At 61.5% G+C, this 652-nt stretch carries 1 protein-coding gene; it reads left to right on the top strand.

What is annotated here, in order from left to right; translation table 11 throughout:
- Positions 1-59: 59 nt before the first annotated feature.
- Positions 60-652 (top strand): transposase (locus ACGTN6_RS20780; RefSeq protein ID WP_394594983.1); only part of this gene is annotated, 593 nt, incomplete at its 3' end.

Genomic DNA, 652 nt, shown 5'->3' with positions numbered 1-652 from the left:
CAAAACACAACCTCGGCTGGCACACTGCCCATCAGGTTTCCTGATGGGCAGTTTTCATCATGGCACGCTATATCACCGGCGCGTCTCGCGAGCAGCTCGATCTGCTGCCCCCTTCCCTCGATGACTTGATCCCCGACGAGCACCTCGTTCGCGTCATCGATCTCTATGTCGATTCCCTCGATCTCGATGCCCTGGGCTTCGAGCGGGCTCGGCCCGCCGCAACCGGGCGGCCGGGCTACCATCCCGCGGATATGCTGCGCCTCTATCTGTACGGCTATCTTCAGCAGGTCCGTTCGTCACGCCGCCTGGAACGTGAATGTCAGCGCAACATCGAGCTGATGTGGCTACTCAATCGGTTGACCCCCGACTTCAAGACCATCGCCGAGTTTCGACGCAAGCATCCGCATGCGTTTCGTCAGTTGTGCCGTCACTTTGTGCGTTTCTGTCGTGACGCCGGTTGGCTGGCGAGCCGCGAAGTGGCCATCGATGGCAGCAAGTTCGGGGCCGTGGCCAGCAAGAAGCGCGTGGTGAGTCAACAGTCGCTGGCCCGTGAGGAACAGGCGTTGAACGCGCGTATCGACGCCTGGCTGGAAGGCCTCGACGAGACCGACCATGAGGAAGCGCATCGGGATGGGCCTGATGATGGCCAGCG

The organism is Halomonas sp. B23F22_20 (assembly GCF_043496985.1).
Classification (GTDB): domain Bacteria; phylum Pseudomonadota; class Gammaproteobacteria; order Pseudomonadales; family Halomonadaceae; genus Halomonas.
Note: the sequence above shows the minus strand (reverse complement) of the source record. Positions and strands in the feature narration are given on the sequence as shown.